Origin of the sequence: Nesterenkonia lutea, assembly GCF_014873955.1 — a bacterium.
Taxonomy (GTDB): domain Bacteria; phylum Actinomycetota; class Actinomycetes; order Actinomycetales; family Micrococcaceae; genus Nesterenkonia; species Nesterenkonia lutea.
On sequence record NZ_JADBED010000001.1, the window covers coordinates 262,816 to 278,243 of the forward strand.

At 66.9% G+C, this 15,428-nt stretch carries 12 protein-coding genes; 5 read left to right on the top strand and 7 right to left on the bottom strand.

Translation table 11 applies throughout. From position 1 onward, the window contains the following. Positions 1 to 67: 67 nt before the first annotated feature. The 3 genes from H4W27_RS01280 to ligA are packed head-to-tail and all read right to left on the bottom strand — an operon-like array spanning position 68 to position 3,806. On the bottom strand, positions 68 to 589 hold the full coding sequence (locus tag H4W27_RS01280) for a GNAT family N-acetyltransferase (RefSeq protein WP_192594327.1): 522 nt from the start codon (positions 587 to 589) through the stop codon (positions 68 to 70). Between the two features lie 5 nt (positions 590 to 594). Then, positions 595 to 1,437, bottom strand: a complete 843-nt coding sequence (locus H4W27_RS01285; RefSeq protein ID WP_192594328.1) for an inositol monophosphatase family protein — start codon at positions 1,435 to 1,437, stop codon at positions 595 to 597. Between the two features lie 5 nt (positions 1,438 to 1,442). Then, positions 1,443 to 3,806: an NAD-dependent DNA ligase LigA gene (gene ligA, locus H4W27_RS01290; protein WP_192594329.1), complete on the bottom strand. Its 2,364-nt coding sequence runs from the start codon at positions 3,804 to 3,806 to the stop codon at positions 1,443 to 1,445. Here ligA and H4W27_RS01295 point away from each other — a divergent pair. Further along, entirely contained in the window at positions 3,805 to 4,665 is an 861-nt protein-coding gene (locus H4W27_RS01295) for a fructosamine kinase family protein (protein WP_192594330.1), read from the top strand. The genes ligA and H4W27_RS01295 overlap by 2 nt on opposite strands. A gap of 10 nt (positions 4,666 to 4,675) precedes the next feature. Here the strand turns inward: H4W27_RS01295 and H4W27_RS01300 are convergent, their stop codons facing one another. Next, on the bottom strand, positions 4,676 to 5,251 hold the full coding sequence (locus tag H4W27_RS01300; RefSeq protein ID WP_192594331.1) for an arsenate reductase/protein-tyrosine-phosphatase family protein: 576 nt from the start codon (positions 5,249 to 5,251) through the stop codon (positions 4,676 to 4,678). Between the two features lie 52 nt (positions 5,252 to 5,303). Between H4W27_RS01300 and H4W27_RS01305 the strand changes: the two genes are divergently transcribed. Next, on the top strand, positions 5,304 to 6,182 hold the full coding sequence (locus H4W27_RS01305; RefSeq protein ID WP_318782063.1) for a CPBP family intramembrane glutamic endopeptidase: 879 nt from the start codon (positions 5,304 to 5,306) through the stop codon (positions 6,180 to 6,182). Between the two features lie 144 nt (positions 6,183 to 6,326). On the opposite strand, the gene groL is transcribed toward H4W27_RS01305, so the two are convergent. Further along, on the bottom strand, positions 6,327 to 7,922 hold the full coding sequence (gene groL, locus H4W27_RS01310; RefSeq protein WP_192594332.1) for a chaperonin GroEL: 1,596 nt from the start codon (positions 7,920 to 7,922) through the stop codon (positions 6,327 to 6,329). Between the two features lie 73 nt (positions 7,923 to 7,995). After that, positions 7,996 to 8,292: a co-chaperone GroES gene (gene groES, locus H4W27_RS01315; protein WP_058887472.1), complete on the bottom strand. Its 297-nt coding sequence runs from the start codon at positions 8,290 to 8,292 to the stop codon at positions 7,996 to 7,998. A gap of 341 nt (positions 8,293 to 8,633) precedes the next feature. Between groES and guaB the strand changes: the two genes are divergently transcribed. From guaB to H4W27_RS01330, 3 genes are read left to right on the top strand one after another with little or no spacing between them, the layout of a single operon-like run. Further along, entirely contained in the window at positions 8,634 to 10,172 is a 1,539-nt protein-coding gene (gene guaB, locus H4W27_RS01320; protein WP_192594333.1) for an IMP dehydrogenase, read from the top strand. 13 nt (positions 10,173 to 10,185) lie between these two features. Beyond that, the gene (locus H4W27_RS01325) at positions 10,186 to 11,328 is read left to right on the top strand and encodes a GuaB3 family IMP dehydrogenase-related protein (protein WP_192594334.1); all 1,143 of its coding nucleotides are present in this window, start codon (positions 10,186 to 10,188) and stop codon (positions 11,326 to 11,328) included. A gap of 31 nt (positions 11,329 to 11,359) precedes the next feature. Further along, the gene (locus tag H4W27_RS01330) at positions 11,360 to 11,815 is read left to right on the top strand and encodes a hypothetical protein (protein ID WP_192594335.1); all 456 of its coding nucleotides are present in this window, start codon (positions 11,360 to 11,362) and stop codon (positions 11,813 to 11,815) included. 77 nt (positions 11,816 to 11,892) lie between these two features. Here the strand turns inward: H4W27_RS01330 and H4W27_RS01335 are convergent, their stop codons facing one another. Then, positions 11,893 to 15,012 (bottom strand): ExeM/NucH family extracellular endonuclease, encoded by a 3,120-nt coding sequence (locus H4W27_RS01335; RefSeq protein WP_192594336.1) that lies wholly within the window; start codon positions 15,010 to 15,012, stop codon positions 11,893 to 11,895. Positions 15,013 to 15,428: the final 416 nt, after the last annotated feature.

Below are 15,428 nucleotides of genomic sequence, written 5' to 3' on the forward strand. Positions count from 1 at the left end.
GCCCGCCGGTTCCTCTCGAGGGGAGGGGATTCCGGCGGGCTTCTCCATGCCCTCGAGAGCGGGGCGCTCAGACCCTGCGGAGGAAGAAGGGGAACCGGGCATCCTTTGCTTCGAGCCAGAAGTCCCGCTCAGGCACTTCGCAGAAGCCCTCGGAGCGGTACAGGGCATGCGCGGTCGTCATGGAGGTCAGGCTGCACAGGGTGAGCCCATGGATCTCGGGGCGAGACTCGGCCTCGGCGATGATGTGTCGGACCATCCGCCGAGCGATCCCGCGCCCCTGGTGCTCCGGAGCCACAGCGAGCATCCGGAACTCCATCTCTCCGGCACGCGCGACCTCCGCCATCGGCCCGCCGGCATCGGTGACCGCCACGGAGGCTGCGATGTCGGTGCCGCTGCCGGCCGGCACCTCGGCCACCAGCAGCCTGGAGCCGGAGGCACGGGTCGCCACATCGGCGAGATGACTGACGTAGGAGTCCTCGGGGGTGAGAAATCCACCGTCCACGTAGGCGGACACGGTCAGCTCGGCGATCCGATCCCAGTCTGCCCGGGCGGCCTCGCGGATGAGCAGTTCAGGCCCGTTCTGCGCCATCACGCTCAGCGGGCCAGCGGGGCGGGGGAGAGCTCGCTGAGCTCCATCCCGATATCGCCGATCACGCACCAGTCGGGGCTCACGCTGCTGTCAGCTGCGGCGGGGCGGTGCACCGGCACCCCCGATTCCTCGGCGATGAGTGCGGCGGCGGCCCAGTCATGCTCCCAGATGCCGTATTCGGCGTAGGCGTCCTGGGTGCCGTCGGCGACCATGCAGATGTCCAATGCCGCAGCGCCGAGACGACGCATATTGCCGAAGGCCGGGAGCATCGCTGCCACGGCACGCGTCTGCTCCGCCCGCCGTGCAGGGTCATAGCCGTAGCCGGTGGAGAGCAGGCCCGCGGCGAGGTCCCCGGTGGGGCCGCTCAGTCGGACTGGTTCCGAGTCCCTATTGGTGCTGAAGGCGCCCTGACCGCGGCTGGCCCACCAGATGCGGCCCAGGGCCGGAGCGACGACGACGCCGGCCAGCCAGTTCCCATCGGGGCCCTGCAGCCCCACGGAGGTGCCGTAGTAGACGATCCCGCGGACGAAGTTCGTGGTCCCGTCGAGCGGATCGATCGACCAGCGGTGACCGCTGGGCTCCTGCGGGGTGGTGGTGCCGTACTCCTCGCCGGAGACCTCATCGTCGGGACGCCGCCGGTTGATGACCTCGCGGACCGCCTGCTCGGCACGCCGGTCGAAGTCGGTCACCAGATCCGAGGCGGAGGACTTCGTCTCGACCCCTGACTGCTCCTGTCCCAGGATCAGGCCCGAGGGGGAGACCTCCTCACGTTCGGCCAGGACGGCGGCGCCCGCCGCAGCGGCCTCGTGAGCGATCTCCAGCAGGTCCTGCAGCTTCTGAGCATTCATCGTCGTCACGCATCATCCAATCCATCGGGACCCTTGTTCAACAGGACAGTGAACTTCTCCTCGTCGAGCACCGGCACTCCCAGCGTCTCGGCCTTCTCCAGCTTCGTCCCGGCATTGGCGCCGGCGACCACGTAGTCGGTCTTCTTGGACACTGATCCGGCGGCGCGACCACCTCGGGTGATGATCGCCTCCTTGGACTCGTCCCGGGAGTAGCTCTCCAGGGACCCGGTGACCACCACGGTCAGTCCCTCCAGGGTGCGCGGGGTCGACTCGTCGATCTCATCGACCGTGCGGACCCCCGCCTCGGCCCAGCGCTCCACGATCCGGCAGTGCCAGTCCGTGCTGAACCACTCGGTGATCGCCGAGGCGATGGTGGGTCCCACCCCGTCGATCCCGGCCAGCTCCTCCTCGGTGGCGGTGCGGATCTTCTCCAGCGATCCATAGGCGCTGGCCAGCGCTCGGGAGGCGGTGGGGCCCACGTGGCGGATGGAGAGAGCGACCAGCACGCGCCAGAGGGGCTGCTGCTTGGCCTTCTCGAGCTCGGAGAACAGCTGCACGGTGCTGGCCGTGGGCTCGGAGGCCTTCTTCACGGTTCCGTCGCGGTGAAGCTGCTGCTTGGTCCAGAAGTACAGCGACGGCGCCCAGAGACCGGTGGCCTCACGCAGCCCGGTCTGTTCATTGCGCCGGCGGGTCTCGCGCCACACATAGACCTCTCTGAGGTCCTCGGGCTGCAGATCGAAGAGACCGGCCTCCCCATGGAGCACCGGCTGCTGGGGCATGGGGGAGCCGTCCTCGTCGAGGTCCAGGGAGATCCCCGAGGCGGCCGTCTCCTCCCAGTCGATGAGATCCCGGATCGGCCGGCGCAGGTCGGGATTGGTCAGCGCGAGTCCCGCCTCCTCGCCGAGGGCCTCGATGTCCAGCGCTCCGCGCGAGCCGATGTGGATGACCCGTTCGCTGACCTGCGCGGGGCAGCTCTCCGCGTTCGGGCAGCGGTAGTCGACGTCGCCCTCCTTGGCCGGGGCCAGCTCGGTGCCGCAGACCGGGCAGTGGGTGGGGAAGCTGAACTCCACCAGCTCGTGCTCGCGGGACTTCCGTGCGGCGAGCACCGGTCCCACCACTTCGGGGATGACGTCTCCCGCCTTGCGGACGATCACATCGTCGCCGATGAGCACACCCTTGGCCCTGACCACGTCGCGGTTGTGCAGAGTGGCACGAGAGACCACCGAGCCGGCGACCTTCTTGGGCTCCAGCACGGCGAAGGGAGTCACCCGGCCGGTGCGGCCCACATGGACCATGATGTCCAGCAGCCGGGTGTGCACCTCTTCAGGGGGGTACTTATAGGCCGCCGCCCACCGGGGCACTCGTGAGGTGTGCCCGAGCGAGCGCTGCTGGGCGAAGTCATCGACCTTGATGACGACTCCATCGATCTCATGGACCAGCTCATGGCGATTCTTCTCATGCTCGTCGAGGTACTGCTCGATCTGCTCGTAGTCATCGAACAGCCGGGTATAGGGGCTGACCGGGAGCCCCCAGGCCGCAAGCTGCTCGTAGGCGGCGTGCTGGCTTCCAGGCTCGAACCCCGTGCGGGCGCCGATGCCGTGCACGAACATGGACAGCGGACGCTCCGCCGTCTTCTTCGGGTCCTTCTGACGCAGCGACCCGGCGGCGGCATTGCGCGGATTGGCCAGCGGAGCCTTTCCCGCCTCGGCAAGCCGTTCATTGAAGGCGTGGAACTGGGCGGTGGGCATGAAGATCTCGCCGCGGACCTCCAGCTCTTCGGGATGGTCCTCTCCGCTGAGCTGCTCGGGGATGTCTCTGATCGTCAGCACATTGTGGGTGACGTCCTCACCCGTGGTGCCGTCGCCGCGGGTGGCTGCGCGCACCAGCCGCCCCTCGCGATAGAGCAGGTTGATCGCCAGGCCGTCGATCTTGACCTCCACCAGCCACTTCGCCGTCTCATCCGGGCGCTGGGCGGCCAGCGAAGCGCTGGCCCGGTCGAACCAGGTGCGCAGCTCGGAGCGGGCGAAGAGGTCTTCCAGGGAGTACAGCCGCTGGAGGTGCTGCACGGGCGAGAAGGCCTCGGCCACCTCGCCGCCCACCTCCTGGGTCGGGGAGTCCACGGCCACGATCTCCGGGTGCTCGGCCTCGATCTGTTCCAGCCGCTCGAAGAGCACGTCGAACTCGGCATCGGAGATCAGCGGATCATTGTCCTGGTAGTAGGCGATCCGGTGCCGGCGGACCTCCTCGACCAGCTCCACATACTCCTCGCGCAGAGCGGGGGGCGGGGTGGTCTCGGCAGAGTCAGCGGCGGTGTCCTGGGTTGATTCGCTCACTTGTCTGAGTCTAGTCGCCGCTAGGGTGTGGCACATGGCCTACGTGAAGTTCTCACCCGCCGAACATCCCGAGGCTGCCCTGGTCGAAGCCGCCGGGCTGAGCTGGTTGAGCCAGGCGGCGGCCGCGGGCGGGGCGCGGGTGGTCCCGGTCCTCTCGGCCTCCCGCGGCTGCAGGCCAGGCTCGGGTGTCGAGCACGAGCCTGGCCGGCTCGTGCTCGAGGAGATGGCCGCTGCCGCCCCTGACCTGCAGGCGGGACTGGACTTCGGCAGGGCCCTGGCGCGGACCCATGGGTGGCTTGCGGCCACCGGGTCAGGTCTGGGCTTCGGGAGCCTGCCCCCTGAGCATCCTGCGCAGACTCCGGCATATTTCGGTCCGGCCGAAGATCCCCTGGCCATGGGAACCGGGGTGCACAGCTCCTGGGGTGCCTTCATGGCGCAGGATCGCCTGGACCCTGTGCTGCAGCCGCTGCACGAGGAGATCCCCGCAGCGGAGGCTCAGCTGCTGGACACAGCGCGGGAGCGGATCGCCTCAGGGGATCTCGACGACGCCGAGCCCGCCTCGCTGATCCACGGCGATCTGTGGTCGGGCAATGTGCTGTGGAGTCCGCGGGCTCAGCCGATGACGCCGGAGCAGAGTCCGGTGCAGGCGGTGCTGATCGATCCCTCAGCCCACGCGGGTCACCGAGAGACCGATATCGCGCTGCTGCATCTGTTCGGGCTGCCCCAGCTGGACGCGGTGCTGGAGGGATATCAGCAGGTATCCCCGCTGCGTGCGGGCTGGCAGGACCGCATCGGACTGCATCAGTTCTTCTGTCTGACTGTGCATTGGAGACTGTTCGGGGCGGGCTACCGGAGTCCCACGCTGGAGGCCGCCGAGGAGATCCTCGCGCTGTGACCTCCGCGGCTCAGGCCTCCAGCACCTCGCGCAGGCGCTCCACCGGCTCCCGGATCTGGGCGAAGGAGGCGTCAAAGACGTCGTCAGGCATCATATAGGGGTCCACCACGTCATCGTCCTGGCCCGCAGCTTCATCGTGATCACGCTGTGCCGCCACGAGCGGCACCAGCGCAGTGAGCTTCTCCGCGGTCGAGGCGGCGCCTGCAAGCGCATCGCGCAGTGCAGCCTCGTCCACCGCGTCGAGCAGCCGGGTGAACTCCCGCAGGGTGAACACCTTCTGGGCACTGTCCGGGACATCGGTGAGGATGTCCTCCACGTGTTCATGGGAGGCGGTCAGGACCAGATCGCTCGAGCGGACCATCTCGGCGCTGAGCTGCACGGCCTGGAAATCCGCGGTATCGGCCCCCGCCGCGTCCAGCCGCTCCTTCATCTGAGGCTCCATGTCGTCACCGACATGGGCGTGGGTGCCGGCGGAGCGGACATCGATCTGATCTTCGCCCACGGCTTCCACCAGCAGACGATCCATCGCGGGGGAGCGGCAGATGTTCCCGGTGCAGACGGCGAGCAGAGTGTAGGTCTCAGTCATGGAATCTATCTGATCACACCTGCCGCCTCCCCGCAGATCTAGACTCTTCCTCGTGAAGAGAACGACGCCGCAGACCTCCGCTCAGGATGCTGTGACCCCGCCCGGCTCCGCCCAGGATGCTGTGACCCCGCCGGACCCCGCTCAACCGGACCAGCCTCGGGCCCGGCCAGCCCCGGGCCCGGGCCTTCCGCGAAGGTTCTATGGGTGGGAGCTGGCGACCGTGCTGGGCCTGTCACTGGGTCGCGCCGCGATCTATTCCGTGCTCCAGCTGGCCGAGCGGCTGACCCTGGCTCCGCTGGCAGAGCAGAGCGCCACGGTGCAGTCGTCGCGCTCGCGGGCCGAGTTCTTCGACTTCAGCTACCAGGTGCTGGACTCCGTCTTCGCCCTGGTGCCTGTGGTGCTGGTCTTCTATCTGTTCTTCCTGCATGGCGTGAATCCGTTCCGCAGGTTCGGCTTCGATCTCCGCGCCCCGGGCAGAGACGTGATGTTCGGCGGGGGACTCTTTGTGCTGATCGGTCTGGGCACGCTGGTGATCTATGGAGCCGGCCGCGCCGCCGGAATCACCGCGGAGCTCATCCCGGCGGACGTCGGGGATCAGTGGTGGACCGTCCCGGTGCTGGTGCTCACCGCACTGCGCCATTCACTGCTGGAGGAGGTGATCATGGTCGCCTATCTCTTCGACCGGGTCCGGCGGATCTGGCCCAGGGCCGGGATCTGGATGATCATCGGCGGCTCGGCCCTGCTGCGCGGGGCCTATCACCTCTATCAGGGGTTCGGCCCGGGAATCGGCAACCTGCTGATGGGACTGATCTTCGGCTGGATCTATCACCGCTATGGACGCGTGATGCCGCTGGTGATCGCCCACCTGCTGCTGGATGTGGTGGCGTTCCTCGCCTTCCCCCTGGTGGTGCAGCTGATCCCGGGGCTCTAGCAGATCGGGGCTGCGGCAGGGCTGCGGCAGGGCTGACGGCGAAAAGAGCTGCCGACGAGTAGAGGCCCTAACGAGAAGAGGCCCTGACGAGAAGGGGCCCCGACCGAAAACGGTCGGGGCCCCTTCCACGGGTGTCAGACGAGGTCAGTCGTCGTCTTCCTGGTCCTTCTTCTCGACCACGAGGGTCTCGGTGGTCAGCACCAGGGCCGCGATGGAGGCCGCGTTCTGCAGTGCAGAGCGGGTGACCTTCACCGGGTCGATGACGCCATCGGCGATGAGATCGCCATACACGCCGGTCTTGGCGTTGAAGCCGTGGTTGGGCTCCATCTCGGAGACCTTGGAGGCGACGACGAAACCGTCCTCTCCGGCGTTCTGCGCGATCCAGCGCAGCGGCTGGACCAGGGCTCGGCGAACGATGCCCACAGCAGCTGCGGCATCTCCGGTGAGCGCCTTCACGTCTTCGTCCTCGTCCAGCACGGAGAGCGCGTTGATCAGCGCAGTGCCGCCGCCGGCCACGATGCCCTCTTCCAGTGCAGCGCGGGTGGAGGAGACTGCATCTTCAATGCGATGCTTGCGCTCCTTGAGCTCCACCTCAGTGGCTGCACCGACCTTGATGACGCCGATGCCGCCGGAGAGCTTCGCCAGACGCTCCTGGAGCTTCTCGCGGTCCCACTCGGAGTCGGAGGCGTCGGCCTGGGCCTTGATCGTGGCAGCGCGAGCGTCCACGTCCTCCTTGGAGCCGGCACCATCGACGAGGGTGGTGGCGTCCTTGGTGACGGTGACGCGGCGGGCGGTGCCCAGGGAGTCCAGGTCGACCTGATCGAGCTTGAGGCCCAGATCGGGAGAGATGACCTGTGCACCGGTGAGCACTGCGATGTCCTCGAGCATGGCCTTGCGGCGGTCCCCGAAGCCGGGAGCCTTCACCGCGACCACGTTGAGCGTGCCGCGGAGCTTGTTCACCACCAGGGTGGAGAGGGCCTCGCCCTCCACATCCTCGGCGATGATGAACAGCGGACGCTTGGCCTGCAGGACCTTCTCCAGGACGGGCAGGAATTCGGCCATGTTCGAGATCTTGCCCTGGTTGATCAGGATCAGCGGATCTTCGAGCACGGCTTCCTGGCGCTCGGCGTCGGTGACGAAGTGCGGGGACAGGTAGCCCTTGTCGAACTGCATGCCCTCGGTGATCTCCAGCTCCGTGGAGGTGGAGGATCCTTCTTCGATGGTGATGACGCCGTCGGTGCCCACCGCATCGAATGCACGGGCCAGCAGTTCGCCGACCTCATCGTTCTGCGCGGAGATGGCCGCCACGTTGGCGACCTGCTGGCCCTCGACGTCGCGAGCGTTCTCGCGCAGTCGACGAGTCACCGCGGCCACCGAAGTCTCGATGCCTCGCTTGATCTCGCTGGGGGCCGCGCCTGCAGCCACGTTGCGCAGGCCTTCCTTGACCAGGGCCTGGGCGAGAACGGTGGCGGTGGTGGTGCCGTCACCTGCGACGTCGTTGGTCTTGGTGGCGACTTCCTTGGCCAGCTGCACGCCGAGGTTCTCGTACGGGTCTTCGACCTCCACCTCACGGGCGATGGTCACGCCGTCGTTGGTGATGGTCGGAGCGCCCCAGGACTTGTCCAGAACCACGTTGCGACCCTTGGGGCCGAGAGTGACCTTGACCGTGTCTGCAAGCTTATCGATGCCGGCTTCCAGAGCGCGGCGTGCAGCATCACTGAATTCAAGCTGCTTTGCCATTTATTGCTGCTCCTTTGAGAGTGTGAGAATTGGATCCAGATGAGGTCCGTGTAGAGACTTCAGCGGTCCGTTCTTACTTCTCGATGATGGCGAGGACGTCGCGAGCGTTGAGCACGAGGTACTCTTCGCCGCTGACCTTGACCTCAGTGCCGCCGAACTTGGAGTAGATGACGACGTCGCCCTCGGAGACGTCGACGGGGATGCGCTTGCCCTTTTCGTCGAAGCGACCTGGGCCCACGGCGACGACCTTGCCCTCCTGGGGCTTTTCCTTCGCGGTGTCGGGGATGACCAGACCGGAAGCGGTGGTCTGCTCTGCTTCCAGGGGGCGGACAACGATGCGATCCTCGAGAGGCTTGATGGAGACTGACACGTCAGTACTCTCCTTTGCGTGGTGTGGATACGGATTATCAGCACAGGCCCGTGCTGAGCCTCCCGGTGCGTCCGGGGTGCTCGACGAGCCGAAATCTGTCGCACGCCTTGGGAGTGGCCAACCGTCGTCGCGGTGCCGGATGGTGCCCCGTCAGGCTGATATCCGCAGGTTGACGACCTGCGGACAAGCTGGCACCCGAGGGTCTCGAGTGCTAACTGAAACTTTAGGACGGCCTTAGCACTCGGTCAAGCAGAGTGCTAAGGCTTTGGCTCCGGGCGGACGGGGACGGCACGTAGACTTGTCGCTGAGCCACCCCTTTTTGACCCGCGAGAGGCACCACCGTGACTGAAACTCATCAGCAGACGAGCGCGGCCGGCACCCCGGAGCATGATCCCTTCGGCTTCGTCGGACTGACCTACGACGACGTGCTGCTGCTCCCCGGCGCGACCGACGTCATCCCTTCAGAGGCCGACACCGCTACCCGGTTCTCACGCAACATCACGTTGCAGTCTCCGGTGGCATCCGCCGCGATGGACACCGTCACCGAGGCGCCGATGGCGATCGCCATGGCCCGCCAGGGCGGCATCGGCATCCTGCACCGCAACCTCTCCATCGAGGACCAGGCCAGGCAGGTGGACAAGGTCAAGCGCTCCGAGTCAGGCATGATCAGTGATCCCGTGACGATCACCCCGGACGCGACCATCGCCGATCTCGACGAGCTCTGCGCGCACTACCGCGTCTCCGGGCTTCCTGTGGTCGACGCAGAGTCGAAGCTGCTGGGCATCATCACCAATCGTGACACCCGGTTCATCCCGCGCGATCAGTACCTGACCACCAAGGTCTACGAGAAGATGACCCCGCAGCCGCTGATCACCGCCCACGTCGGCATCCCCAACGAAGAGGTGCTGCGGATCTTCTCCGAGCACCGCGTGGAGAAGCTCCCGCTGGTCGATGACGACGGCGTGCTCCAGGGCCTGATCACGATCAAGGACTTCGACAAGGCCGACCGCTATCCTCAGGCCACGAAGGACGAGGAGGGCCGCCTGCGCGTCGGCGCGGCCGTCGGCTTCTTCGGTGAAGGATTCGAACGAGCCATGACCCTGGTCGAGGCCGGTGTCGATGTCCTGGTGGTGGACACCGCCAACGGTCACACCCGCGGTGTGCTGGACATGATCGCCCGGCTCAAGGCTGAGCCGCGCGCCGCCGGGGTGGATGTGGTCGGTGGACAGGCGGCGACGCGAGAGGCCGCCCAGGCGCTGATCGATGCCGGTGCCGATGCGATCAAGGTCGGCGTGGGCCCAGGCTCGATCTGTACCACCCGCATCGTCGCCGGTGTGGGCGTCCCGCAGGTCACGGCGATCTACGAGTCCGCCAAGGCAGCCATCCCGGCCGGCGTCCCGCTCATCGCCGACGGCGGACTGCAGCATTCCGGAGACATCGGCAAGGCCCTGGTCGCCGGGGCCGACTCGGTCATGCTGGGCTCCCTGCTGGCCGGTTCCGCAGAGTCCCCCGGGGACCTGGTCTTCTACAACGGCAAGCAGTTCAAGGCCTACCGAGGCATGGGCTCCATGGGAGCCATGCAGACCCGCGGGAAGAACACCTCCTTCTCCAAGGACCGCTACTTCCAAGCAGACGTCCCCAGCGATGAGAAGCTCATCCCTGAGGGCATCGAGGGACAGGTGCCCTATCGAGGCCCGCTCGAGGTGGTGTTCCACCAGCTCACCGGCGGTCTGCGCCAGACCATGTTCTATGTGGGCGCCCATACCGTCGAGGAGCTCAAGTACAAGGGCAGATTCGTCCGCGTCACCTCGGCGGGCCTGAAGGAATCGCACCCGCATGACATCATGATGACGGTGGAAGCGCCGAACTACCGGCGCTAGTAAAGGAGCTGTTTTGAGCAACGAGATCCCTATTGGCCTGGCAAAGAACGGACGCCGGGCCTGGGCGCTCGACGATGTCGCCATCGTCCCGAACCGACGTACTCGCAGCCCGCAGGATGTGAGCCTGGACTGGCGCATCGACGCGTACTCCTTCACCATGCCGGTGATCGGAGCCCCGATGGACTCTGTGATGTCCCCGGCCACCGCCATCGAGCTGGGCAGGCAGGGCGGATTGGGCGTGCTGAACCTCGAGGGTCTGTGGACCCGCTACGAGGATCCTGAGCCGGTGCTCGCCGAGATCGCAGCGCTGGGCGCCGATGAGGTCTCCGCGGAGAACACCCGACGTCTGCAGCAGCTCTACTCCGAGCCGATCAGGGCCGAGCTGATCACTGCACGGCTCGCGGAGATCCGTGAGGCCGGCGTCGTCGTCTCAGGCTCGCTGACGCCCCAGCGCACGCAGGAGTTCTACCGCACGGTCATCGAGGCCGGGGTGGACATGTTCGTCATCCGGGGCACCACAGTCTCCGCGGAGCACGTGGCGCAGAACGGCGACCCGCTGAACCTCAAGGAGTTCATCTACGAACTCGATGTGCCCGTGATCGTCGGCGGTGCCGCCGGGTACACGCCCGCGCTGCACCTGATGCGCACCGGTGCCGCCGGCGTGCTGGTGGGCTTCGGAGGCGGAGCCGCCACCACCACCCGCCGAGCCATGGGGATCCGCGTGCCGATGGCCACCGCCATCAGTGACATCGCCGCCGCACGCCGGGACTACCTCGATGAATCCGGAGGCCGCTACGTCCACGTCATCGCCGACGGCGGCATGGGCTCCTCCGGAGACCTGGTCAAGGCACTGGCCATGGGGGCCGACGCCGTCATGCTCGGCACCACGCTGGCCCGCGCCGAAGAGGCGCCGGGCAGAGGCTGGCACTGGGGACTCGAAGCGGTCCACCCGGACTTCCCGCGCGGACACCGCACCCGGGTCGGGACCGTGGCGCCGCTGCAAGAGGTGCTGTGGGGCCCCGCCCACCACACGGACGGCTCCTCGAACCTGATGGGCGGCCTGCGCCACGCGATGGCCTCCACCGGCTACGTGGACCTGAAATCCTTCCAGCGCGTGGACGCCATCGTCTCCCCGATGGGCCAGCAGACCCGCTGACCGCCCTCACAGACTGGGTAGTATGCGGTGCATGACGCATGACTTGGCCCCGGCGGCCCGCAGAATAGTGGGCCTCGACGCGCTGGTGTGCCTCGCCGCTGTCGGGCTGGGTGTTGCTGGCGGGCTCGTGCTGACAGCTTTAGGTGAGACGCTCATCGCTGGGTCGATCAGCGGTGAATCGTTGAGTTTCTACCCCGTGCTCTTCATCATGATCATGTTTCCCGCGTTCGTGAGTGCAGGTGTTGCCGTCGTCGCGATACAGGTCCTTCGACGAGTCTCTGGGACGAAGAAGACCGCGCGGTGGGAAGCCCTTCTGGGGGCTGCTGTGGTCGCGCTGGGCATCTCGCTCGGGATCTACTCGTGGGGCGGTATGGGAAGCATCCTCGCTATGGCGCTGACGGGCTTGCCCGCCGCATTCCTGACCTGGCTGGGCCTGCGCAGAACCGGCGCGATCGCCGCTCGCAGGGCCGTACCGGGTCTCTCTTAGAGCTGCGGGGTGTCGCAGGACCTCAGCCCTGCGACACCCCACAGCTCTGCGTCTTCCTGCCAGCAGGATCAAGCAGCTCAGCAGCTGCCTGTCTCCTCCCAGGGACCGTAGGGGTCTCCGGGCTCCTGATTCCGGGTGTGCCACTTCGCCGAGTAGCTGACGCCCTCGTGCACGATGGTCTCGCCGCCGTCGAACTGTGAGCTCGGTGCCCACTGCGGCAGGGTCGCGTCGCCACATTCCGCAGGCGTCCCCACCTCGGACCAGGCGCTCCATGGGGATGCCCCGGGGACCTGATTCTGGGAGTACCAGAGTGCGGTGTAGACGCCGCCCTCGTAGGTCACGGTGTCGCCGTTGGTGTAGACCGCGGCTGCGTCCCAGGCCTCGTCGCTGGGAGGCTCCTCGCCGCCGTCGTCGTCTCCATCCTCGTCCTCATCACTGTCGCCGGGGGTGCCGGCTTCGGAGAGGGCGAGGTCGGCCAGGATCGGATCGTGATCCGAGGAGCGCCACTGATCTGGTGCGTGGAGCAGGGTTCCCACGGAGTTGTAGCGGCTGTACTCCAGCGCGAGCGGTTCCACGGCGTTGATGTTCCAGATCTGCGTCTGGGCCACATCGCCGGCGGCGGCTTCGGTGGCGAAGAGGTGGTCCAGGGACCCCACGGCGCCGTCGTACATGTAGCTGTAGCCGCCGGTCTCCGCGGAGAGGTTCGTGTACCCGGCCTCGGTGATGACCTGGATCGGGTCCTCCAGCTCGTAGGAGTTGAAATCGCCCATCAGGAAGAGCTTCTCGGTTCCGGCATCGGCCTGCAGGGCGTCGGCGAAGGCCACCAGCGCCTCGGCCTGCCGGACCCGGTCCCCGTTGAAGGAGCCCTGCCCGTTCGTGTCGGCGTTGTCACCGGTGCCGCTGCCACCCTTGGACTTGAAGTGGTTCACGACGGCGAGGAAGCTCTCCGCGTCGTCGGTCGTCTCGCCGGAGCCGTCTACCTCCGTGAACTCCTGGGCCAGCGGTTCGCGTGCGTTGGAGAAGATCGCGTCCAGGTCCAGCTCCCCGAGCTGGCTCTGATCGAGGTCATCGACCCCGTCTTCGAAGAGGATGCGCGAATCGCCCTCGGGGGCGACCCGATCGGTGCGGTAGATGAACCCGTTGCGGATCACATCTTCTTCGGCGGGAACCTCCTCGGGAGATTCGACGTAGTCCCAGGTGCCGGCGCTGTTCTCGGCGCTGTTGAGCGCCTCGACCAGGGCTGCCAGCGCCCGGTCCCGATCACCGTCCTCGAAGAAGTACCGGGTGTTCTCGATCTCCTGGAGAGCGACGACGTCGGCATCGAGCCCGTCGATCGCCGCCACGATCTTGTCCTCCTGGCGTTCGAAGCTCTCCTGGCTGTAGGCGCCACGCGCGTCGCAGTAGTCGTTGGTGGTGGGGTTGCCGTCGATGTCGGTGTAGTACTCACATCCGGCCTCGTCCTCGCCGAGGGAGATGAAGTAGTTGAGCACGTTGAATCCGGCGATGCGCACATCTCCGGTCCGTTCCGCAGGGGACTCATTGCCCTCGCGGGTGTTCTCGAACTCTGCGGGCTGGACCTGCTCGGCCGTCTCCGGGGTGAGCTTGCTCAGCGGCTGCAGCCGCCATTCCTCGAACCGGTAGTCCATGATCACGTCGGTCTGCCACAGCACCTCGGCGCCGATGCGGATCGGATCCTCAAGCGTGAGATACGGCAGCGGCTGGTCACGGTCCTCGCTCCAGGCCTGCCAGGAGGTCGACGCCGCGTCGTCGAGGTAGATGACGCGCTCAGCGTTCTCAGCGGCCAGCGCCTCAGCCTCGGGGCCCGGGCGGAACGCCGAGGTGGGGTTCACCAGCGGCTCCTCTCCCACAACGATGCCGATCTCGCCGTACTGGTTCAGCGTGTAGTGGTCGGTGACCGTGTAGGTGCCCTGCGGGTCGATCAGCATGCCCAGCAGGGATTCGCGGTCCTCCGCGTTCTCCGGAACCTCCACGGAGGCGGGCTTGACCGCCTCGAAGGGCTCATCTTCGATCAGGCTGAACTCGTGGTGCGGGGTCTGCGTGGACTCCGGGTAGAGGCTGATCTGCGGAGCGTCGTAGTAGACCTCGGCGTCGCCGGTGATCTCGACGAAGTCGCCGACCTGCACGCGCTGCTCGGAGACCGACCACGGCGAATACACGAAGATCGCGTCCGAGGTCTCGTGCGTGCTCAGATCCACGTCCCCGCCGGACCCTGTGGTCTGCAGATAGAAGCCGTTGAAGCTCTGCTCCGCGGGGTACACGGCGGTCACCACGCCGCGAGTGGTCACGGCGAACTCCTCGTCATCGCCTGCCAACGTGGAGTTGATCTCGTCGATCTCCAGCTCCGTGGGATCCGTCTCGGGATCTGTGGGTTCTGGGTCGGTCGGCTCCGGGTCGGTCGGCTCGGGATCCGTGGGTTCAGGATCCGTAGGTTCCTCACCGGGCTCAGAGGGTTCAGGATCTGTGGGCTCAGGCTCAGGCTCCGCGCCGGGGCTGGTCTCGCCCGCGGCGTTGGTGGGCGAGGGAGTCCCTCGGGTGAAGTCCGCGGAGTTGTCGTCGGTATCGGATCCCCCGGTGCGGTTGAGCGACTGGGTGTTGGTCCCCGAGGTCGCCGCAGCGGTCTCGAAGGTGTTGGTGCTGCCGAAGCCCAGCAGGTCTGCCACCCCTTCGTGATCCACCACTGACTCCAGCGGCAGCCCCTCCAGAGTCTCGGCGGTGGTGGCGAGGATCAACGTCCCGCCAGCACCCGCACCGATCGCCGCACCGGTCTCGGCGTCAGCTGCCGGGAGCCCCGCGCCGTCGCCGCTGTTGCCTCCGCCCTGGATCAGGTAGTGCCCGTCGGGCTGGATCTCTCCGCTGAGCTCCACCGTGGATGTCGGCGCGCCGGTGGAGGACCGGGCACGGTACTGCAGCGACCAGTCGGTGAGGCTCACCGTCTCCTCGCAGGTGTTCAGCAGTTCGACGAAGCGGTGGGACAGTGCCGCCGAGCCGCTGCCGCCGTTGGGGAACGCCTCGTTGATCACGACGCAGTCTGCGCCGGAGACCTTCTCCGGGGCAGGAGTCTCGGGGGTGGCGAAGGCCGGGGCGGGTGCCAGCAGCGCGGTGCTCAGACCGACAGCTGCGAGTCCGCGGGCGAGGCGTCGTGGTCCTGGTGGGGGAGCATGGCTGGGGGATCTCATCAAGGCATAGTCCTCAGGTCAGTGCGAATGATCGGGCCGTGTTTCCTGGGTGAGCGAGTGAGCGCAGCCACATCGCGTCCCAGATCGCATCAAAGCAGTGTCATGTGAACGGCGTGCTACATGAAGGGAAATGTCCGACTCTCCCGGGCAGGACGGGCTGATCTGGGACCTCATATGTCCGACCGGACGACGCCGGCTGGACGCCTCGTATACCCCCTGGGGTATTATTTGGGTTCAGCATCGACCAAGGGAGAACGCCATGTGCCGTGCAGTGACCTGCAAGACCTGCGGAAAGACCACCTGGGCAGGCTGTGGCCAGCATGTCGACGAGGTGATGCGCGAGGTGAGCTCCACTCAGCGTTGCCCCGGACACGAGCCGGAACCGCGCAGCGGATTCTTCGCCCGCCTGCTCGGTC

What these genes read in the sequence shown, in the direction of transcription:
- H4W27_RS01280 (WP_192594327.1), bottom strand. Translation starts at nt 589, where the DNA reads ATGGCGCAGAACGGGCCTGAACTGCTCATCCGCGAGGCCGCCCGGGCA.
- H4W27_RS01285 (WP_192594328.1), bottom strand. Translation starts at nt 1,437, where the DNA reads ATGAATGCTCAGAAGCTGCAGGACCTGCTGGAGATCGCTCACGAGGCC.
- H4W27_RS01295 (WP_192594330.1), top strand. Translation starts at nt 3,805, where the DNA reads ATGGCCTACGTGAAGTTCTCACCCGCCGAACATCCCGAGGCTGCCCTG.
- ligA (WP_192594329.1), bottom strand. Translation starts at nt 3,806, where the DNA reads ATGTGCCACACCCTAGCGGCGACTAGACTCAGACAAGTGAGCGAATCA.
- H4W27_RS01300 (WP_192594331.1), bottom strand. Translation starts at nt 5,251, where the DNA reads ATGACTGAGACCTACACTCTGCTCGCCGTCTGCACCGGGAACATCTGC.
- groL (WP_192594332.1), bottom strand. Translation starts at nt 7,922, where the DNA reads ATGGCAAAGCAGCTTGAATTCAGTGATGCTGCACGCCGCGCTCTGGAA.
- H4W27_RS01330 (WP_192594335.1), top strand. Translation starts at nt 11,360, where the DNA reads ATGACGCATGACTTGGCCCCGGCGGCCCGCAGAATAGTGGGCCTCGAC.
- H4W27_RS01335 (WP_192594336.1), bottom strand. Translation starts at nt 15,012, where the DNA reads ATGAGATCCCCCAGCCATGCTCCCCCACCAGGACCACGACGCCTCGCC.